The sequence below is a fragment of the Streptomyces laculatispora genome, from assembly GCF_017353455.1.
In the GTDB taxonomy this organism is placed as follows: Bacteria; Actinomycetota; Actinomycetes; order Streptomycetales; family Streptomycetaceae; genus Streptomyces; species Streptomyces laculatispora.
In genome coordinates, this window is record NZ_JAFMPZ010000590.1 from 1 (window position 1) to 5,339 (window position 5,339).

Below are 5,339 nucleotides of genomic sequence, written 5' to 3' on the forward strand. Positions count from 1 at the left end.
CGAGGAGGGGCGGGCCACCGGAACCCGGTGGCCCGCCCCTCCTCGTGCGTGGACGGAGAAGCGGGTGTCAGCCCTTCAGCTCCGCGGCGACCAGCTCCGCGATCTGGACCGCGTTCAGCGCGGCGCCCTTGCGCAGGTTGTCGTTGGAGACGAACAGCGCGAGGCCGTGCTCGACCGTCTCGTCGTTCCGGATACGGCCCACGAACGAGGCGTCCTTGCCGGCTGCCTGGAGCGGGGTCGGGATCTCGGAGAGCTCGACGCCCTCGGCGTCCTTCAGCAGCTCATAGGCGCGCTCGACGCTGATCGGGCGGGCGAAGCGGGCGTTGATCTGGAGGGAGTGGCCGGAGAAGACCGGGACCCGGACGCAGGTGCCGGACACCTTGAGCTCCGGGATCTCCAGGATCTTGCGGGACTCGTTGCGGAGCTTCTGCTCCTCGTCCGTCTCGAAGGAACCGTCGTCGACGATCGAACCGGCGAGCGGCAGCACGTTGAAGGCGATCGGGCGCTTGTAGACGCCCGGCTCGGGGAAGTCGACCGCGTCGCCGTCGTGCGTCAGCTTGTCCGCGTCGGCGACGACCTTGGAGGCCTGGCCGTGCAGCTCCGCGACACCTGCGACACCGGAGCCGGACACCGCCTGGTAGGTGGCGACCGTCAGCGCGTCGAGCTGCGCCTCCTGGTGCAGCGGGCGCAGCACCGGCATGGCGGCCATCGTGGTGCAGTTCGGGTTGGCGATGATGCCCTTGGGGCGGTTCCTGATCGCGTGCGCGTTGACCTCGGAGACCACCAGCGGGACCTCGGGGTCCTTGCGCCAGGCGGAGGAGTTGTCGATCACCACGGCACCCTGGGCGGCGACCTTCTCGGCCAGCGCCTTCGAGGTCGCGCCGCCCGCGGAGAACAGCACGATGTCCAGCCCGGTGTAGTCCGCCGTGGAGGCGTCCTCCACGGTGATGTCCGTGCCCTCGTACGTGATGGTGGAGCCCGCGGAACGCGCGGAGGCGAAGAGCCGCAGTTCGGCGACAGGGAACTTCCGCTCGGCCAGGATTGCGCGCATGACTGTGCCGACCTGACCGGTGGCGCCGACGATTCCGACCTTCACAGGAACTCCTTCAAGCGTACGAGCGGCACGGTTGCCACTCCATGATGCGTCTGTCCACGGCTTCCTTGTCCAATCCATTGTCCGGGGAGCGGACAGCGCGCGCACAGCACGGCGGGGCGGGAGCTCCACGAGCTCCCGCCCCGCTGTCGTGCAGATCACATGTTCAGCGCGGTGCCGCTACGGCGTGACCTTCTCGATCACGACGCTGCCGGTGCCCGCCGCGGTGCCCCGCGCGTTCACCAGCTGGACCTCGCCGAAGAACTGCCGGCCCTCGGGGGCCGCCCCGGCGACCGCGACCTCGGCGCCGACCTGCGCCGATGCGCCGGCGGCCAGGTTGACGGCCTTCGAATCGTCGACGGAGATCGTGCCGAGCGACGGCGTGTAGTACACGTCGCGGTAGTCGTACTCGGTGGTCCCGGCCGGGACGTCGTAGCCCTTGACGAGGACCGTGTACGTGCCGGCGGCGGGCTTCACCAGACTGACCGCCTCCTCGGAGCCGGCCGTGGTGGAGGAGCCCACCTGGGTGGTGCCCTTGTAGACGTACATGTCGAGGTCGGCGTTGGCGTCCGCGGTGCCTCCGATGGCGACGTCCAGCTTCTCGACGCCCGCACCGATGGTGACCGTGGTGGTCCGGGTGTCGCCGGTGCCGATCGACGGACGGTCGACCTTGGCCGAGCCCAGCGAGCCGCCCTTGAGCTTGCCCTCCAGGGCGCCCGCGTTGTTGGTGACGGTCCAGTCCACCGCGGCCGGGGTGCCGATCTTCGCCTCGGCGATGGTCTGCACCGCCGGGTCGAAGGACGCGCCGAGCAGCGAGACATCCAGCTTGTACGGGTTGTCCAGCAGCGGCGACGTACGCCGGGCCTCGACCTCGATCTCCCAGACACCGGCCTGCGGCTCGGCGTACGAGCGCACGTCGGGGCGGCAGGTGTTGGCCGGGTTCTCGTAGTTCGGGTAGCAGAACGGCGTCCCGCTGTCCTCCACCGCGACCCCGTACGGGTGAATGGAGATGAAGCGGGTCTGGCTGCCCGAGCGCAGTGCGCTCATCGCGACCTCAAGGGTCTTGGCGCCCTCCGGCACGTTCACGAAGTACGACGTGGTGCCGTTGCGCTGCACCGAACCGGACGCCTTGAACGCGTAGCCCGGCTTCACCAGGTCCTTGGCGACGACGACCGTGGCGAGGATCTGCTGGTCCACACCGGAGGTCTTCGCGTCGTCGAGCTGGAGGATCGCGCTGTGCACGCCCGCGCTGCCCGGCTTCGCCTGGACCTTGACCGTCACCGGCTTGCCGAGCGGCAGCGAGACGTCCGGGGAACCGGTCAGCTTGAAGGTGCCGTCGTTGTACTTCCACGACAGCTTGTGCTTGACGTTCTTGTCCGGGCCCGTGGTGCGGGTGACCGTGACGTCGTACGACTTCTTCTGGCCGGCCTTGAGGCCGCCCTCGCGGTCGTACAGGCCGGTGCCGAAGCCCGGGGTCTTCAGCGCGAAGTCGATCGCGGTGTCGACCGGGGCCTTGACCGCGTACTCGTGCGCCGGGGCGCCCTGCTTCTGGATCTGCTTCCAGGCGCCGATGATGTCGATCAGACCGGCACCCTGGGCGTGCGCGGGCACACCCTTGATCTGGGTGGCGGTGCTGGTCAGCGCGGTGCGCAGATCGGCCGGGGGCAGCTCGATGTGCTTCTGCTTCGCGGCGGACAGCAGCAGCGCCGTCGCACCGGCGGCCTGCGGCGAGGCCATCGACGTGCCCTGGAGCATGGAGTAACCGGCGGGAAGCGAGTAGCCCGCCTCCTTGACCGGCGAACCGGGCAGCCAGGTCTGCGTCGAGTTGATCGACGCACCGGGCGCCGTCAGGGTCGGCGTGAACCCGCCGTCCTCACGCGGACCGCGCGAGGAGAACGGCAGCATGTCGTACTTCTTGGTGACGCCGGAGCCGTAGTTGGCGGCCCAGGTCTCCTTGGAGATGGACGCGCCGACCGAGATGACGTGGTCGGCCAGGCCGGGGTCACCGATCGTGTTGACGCCCGGACCGTCGTTGCCGGCCGAGATGACCAGCTGGACGCCGTAGATGTCGATGAGGCGCTTGTACAGCTCCGCGCGGGCGTTGTTGCCGTCGTTCAGCGGCGGCAGGCCGCCGATCGACATGTTGACGACATCGACACCGCGGTTCACGACGAGGTCGATCATGCCCTCGGTGAGCGCGATGTTGGTGCAGCCGCCGGACCAGGTGCAGGCGCGCGAGGAGACGATCTTCGCGCCGGGCGCGGCACCGTTCATCTTGCCGCCGAACAGGCCGTTCGCGGCGGTGATGCCGGCGACGTGCGTGCCGTGCTCGGACTCGATGACGCCGATGCTGACGTAGTCGGAGGTGTCCCCGGCGGCGTTGTAGACGACCTTCTTGCGGGTCTCGACGACGAACGGGATGCGCTCGACGACATCGGTGCGCGGGTCGTCCTCACCGAAGTAGGAGACCTGGTGCTTCTCCTTGTACGGCTTCAGGACGGCGTCGTCGGAGAAGTCCGCGTTGTTGTTCAGGTCCACCCGGGTGGTGCCGGTGACCGGGTCGTACAGCACGGCCCACACGTCGGTGGTGTCGCCGTCGCGGTTCAGGTCGCCCGCCATGTCGCCGCCCTTGGTGGCGGCCTCGGCGAACAGGCTGATCCTGTACGAGCCCTTGGGCGCGGAGTAGGTGCGGTCCTTGTAGGTGAACGTCGGGCCGGACACGGCGTCCGTCATCCGCAGCCAGGTGCCGTCGCCGTCACTGACCGGGTCGGTGGCCGTCACCCAGTCGGTGATCTTGCGCTCGCCGGTGGTGGTCTTCTGGAGGGCCGGGTGAGCGATGTCGACGCCCGCGTCCAGAACGCCGATGGTCACGCCCCGGCCGTCGGCCTTCGGGTGCTGCTTGACGAAGTCGACCGCGCCCGTCTCGAACGACGGGTTGTACGGGTTCTTCGCCGGCGTCTTCCTGCCGGGCGCCGGGTAGCTGCCCGTCGACTTCGCCTTGGCCGTGGTGCCGGTCGCCCGGTCGGCCGCGGGGGTCGGGTCGTCCAGCATGATCTCCTGCTTGAGATCGATGCCGTGGACGGAGCTCAGCTTCGACGCCGCCTTGATGGTGGCCTCGGCGCTCGCGGTCGGCACGGTCACCCGTACGTACCCGAGCCTGTCGTACGCGCGCCCCAGCACGGAGCCCTTGACGGCGTCCAGTTGCTTGGTGACCTGCTCGGTCGCACCGGGCGCGGTGGCGACCATCATCGTGATGTTCTTCTCGCCCTTGGCCCGTGCCTTGGCGAGCACATCGGCGTCGGCCGTGCCGAGCTTGTCCGCCGTGGCGTTCCCGGCGGCGGCCTTGACGGGGGCGGTTGCCGGGTCGTCGGCGGCGAAGACGGGGGCGACGCCGGTGGCTGCCAGTGCGGCCACCAGGCCGGCGGCGGCCGCGACTCGGGCCGCGCGTCTCGCTCCGGGTATGTAAGCGGGGGATTCGGAGGTCATCAGCATCCCTGTATGTGAAAGAGAGAGTCCGGAAATCGGTACCGGATGACCGCTCACCCTTTCGTAAATGACAGGGCTTTGTGGAGAGTTGTGGTGGGAGAGTTGTGTACATGGCGGACTTCCGCCACTGTGGCCGAAGCGTCACGAGGGACGAAACGGTGGATACGAGGTCACTGGGAGTCTCACCGGGGCAGGATCACCACGCACGCGGCCGGCTCGCGCGCGGCCGCCGCCATCAGCGCCGTCCGCACCACGACCGCCTGCTGCTCCAACGCCTCGCGCAGCTTCCTCGGCGAGAGGTGGACGACGGTGACCCCGAGCCGTTCCAGGTGCTCGCGCCGGGCGGCGTACGCGGACCACTCCGCCTCGTGCTCCTCCTGCCGGCGGTCGTCGCCGAGCCGGCTGTACCGCGGGGCCCTGGTGTCCAGTTCGAGGGCGACCGCCTCCTCGGGCCAGTAGGCGTCGACCCCGCCCAGATGCGGGCCGCCGGGCAGTCTCAGGTCCACGTTCCACAGCGGTTCCGGCAGTTCGTACCCCCGCACCAGGTCGTACAGCCGGTCCTCGGCCAGCGCCCGGCCCGCGGCGAGCAGCGAGTCCACCGCGTTCACCACCTGGGGGCGGCCCAGCACCTTGGCCCGGTTCAGCTCGCCGACCACGACGGCCGGTTCGCAGTGACCGTCGCGGACCGCCTCGGTGAGCAGCCGGCGTACGGCGAACGCGTCGGCGAGCCCGGCGACCGCGTCCGCCAGCGCGCGGGCCA

Annotated in this window: 2 protein-coding genes and 1 pseudogene; all 3 read right to left on the reverse strand. The window is 69.8% G+C overall.

Annotated elements, in window-relative coordinates:
• Nucleotides 1–67: 67 nt before the first annotated feature.
• Nucleotides 68–1,096 (reverse strand): aspartate-semialdehyde dehydrogenase, encoded by a 1,029-nt coding sequence (locus J1C73_RS31165; RefSeq protein WP_207319307.1) that lies wholly within the window; start codon nucleotides 1,094–1,096, stop codon nucleotides 68–70.
• Nucleotides 1,097–1,273: 177 nt separating this feature from the next.
• Nucleotides 1,274–4,585, reverse strand: a complete 3,312-nt coding sequence (locus J1C73_RS31170) for a S8 family serine peptidase (protein ID WP_207319308.1) — start codon at nucleotides 4,583–4,585, stop codon at nucleotides 1,274–1,276.
• Nucleotides 4,586–4,761: 176 nt separating this feature from the next.
• Nucleotides 4,762–5,339 (reverse strand): annotated as a pseudogene (locus tag J1C73_RS31175) (hypothetical protein); the annotation flags it as partial.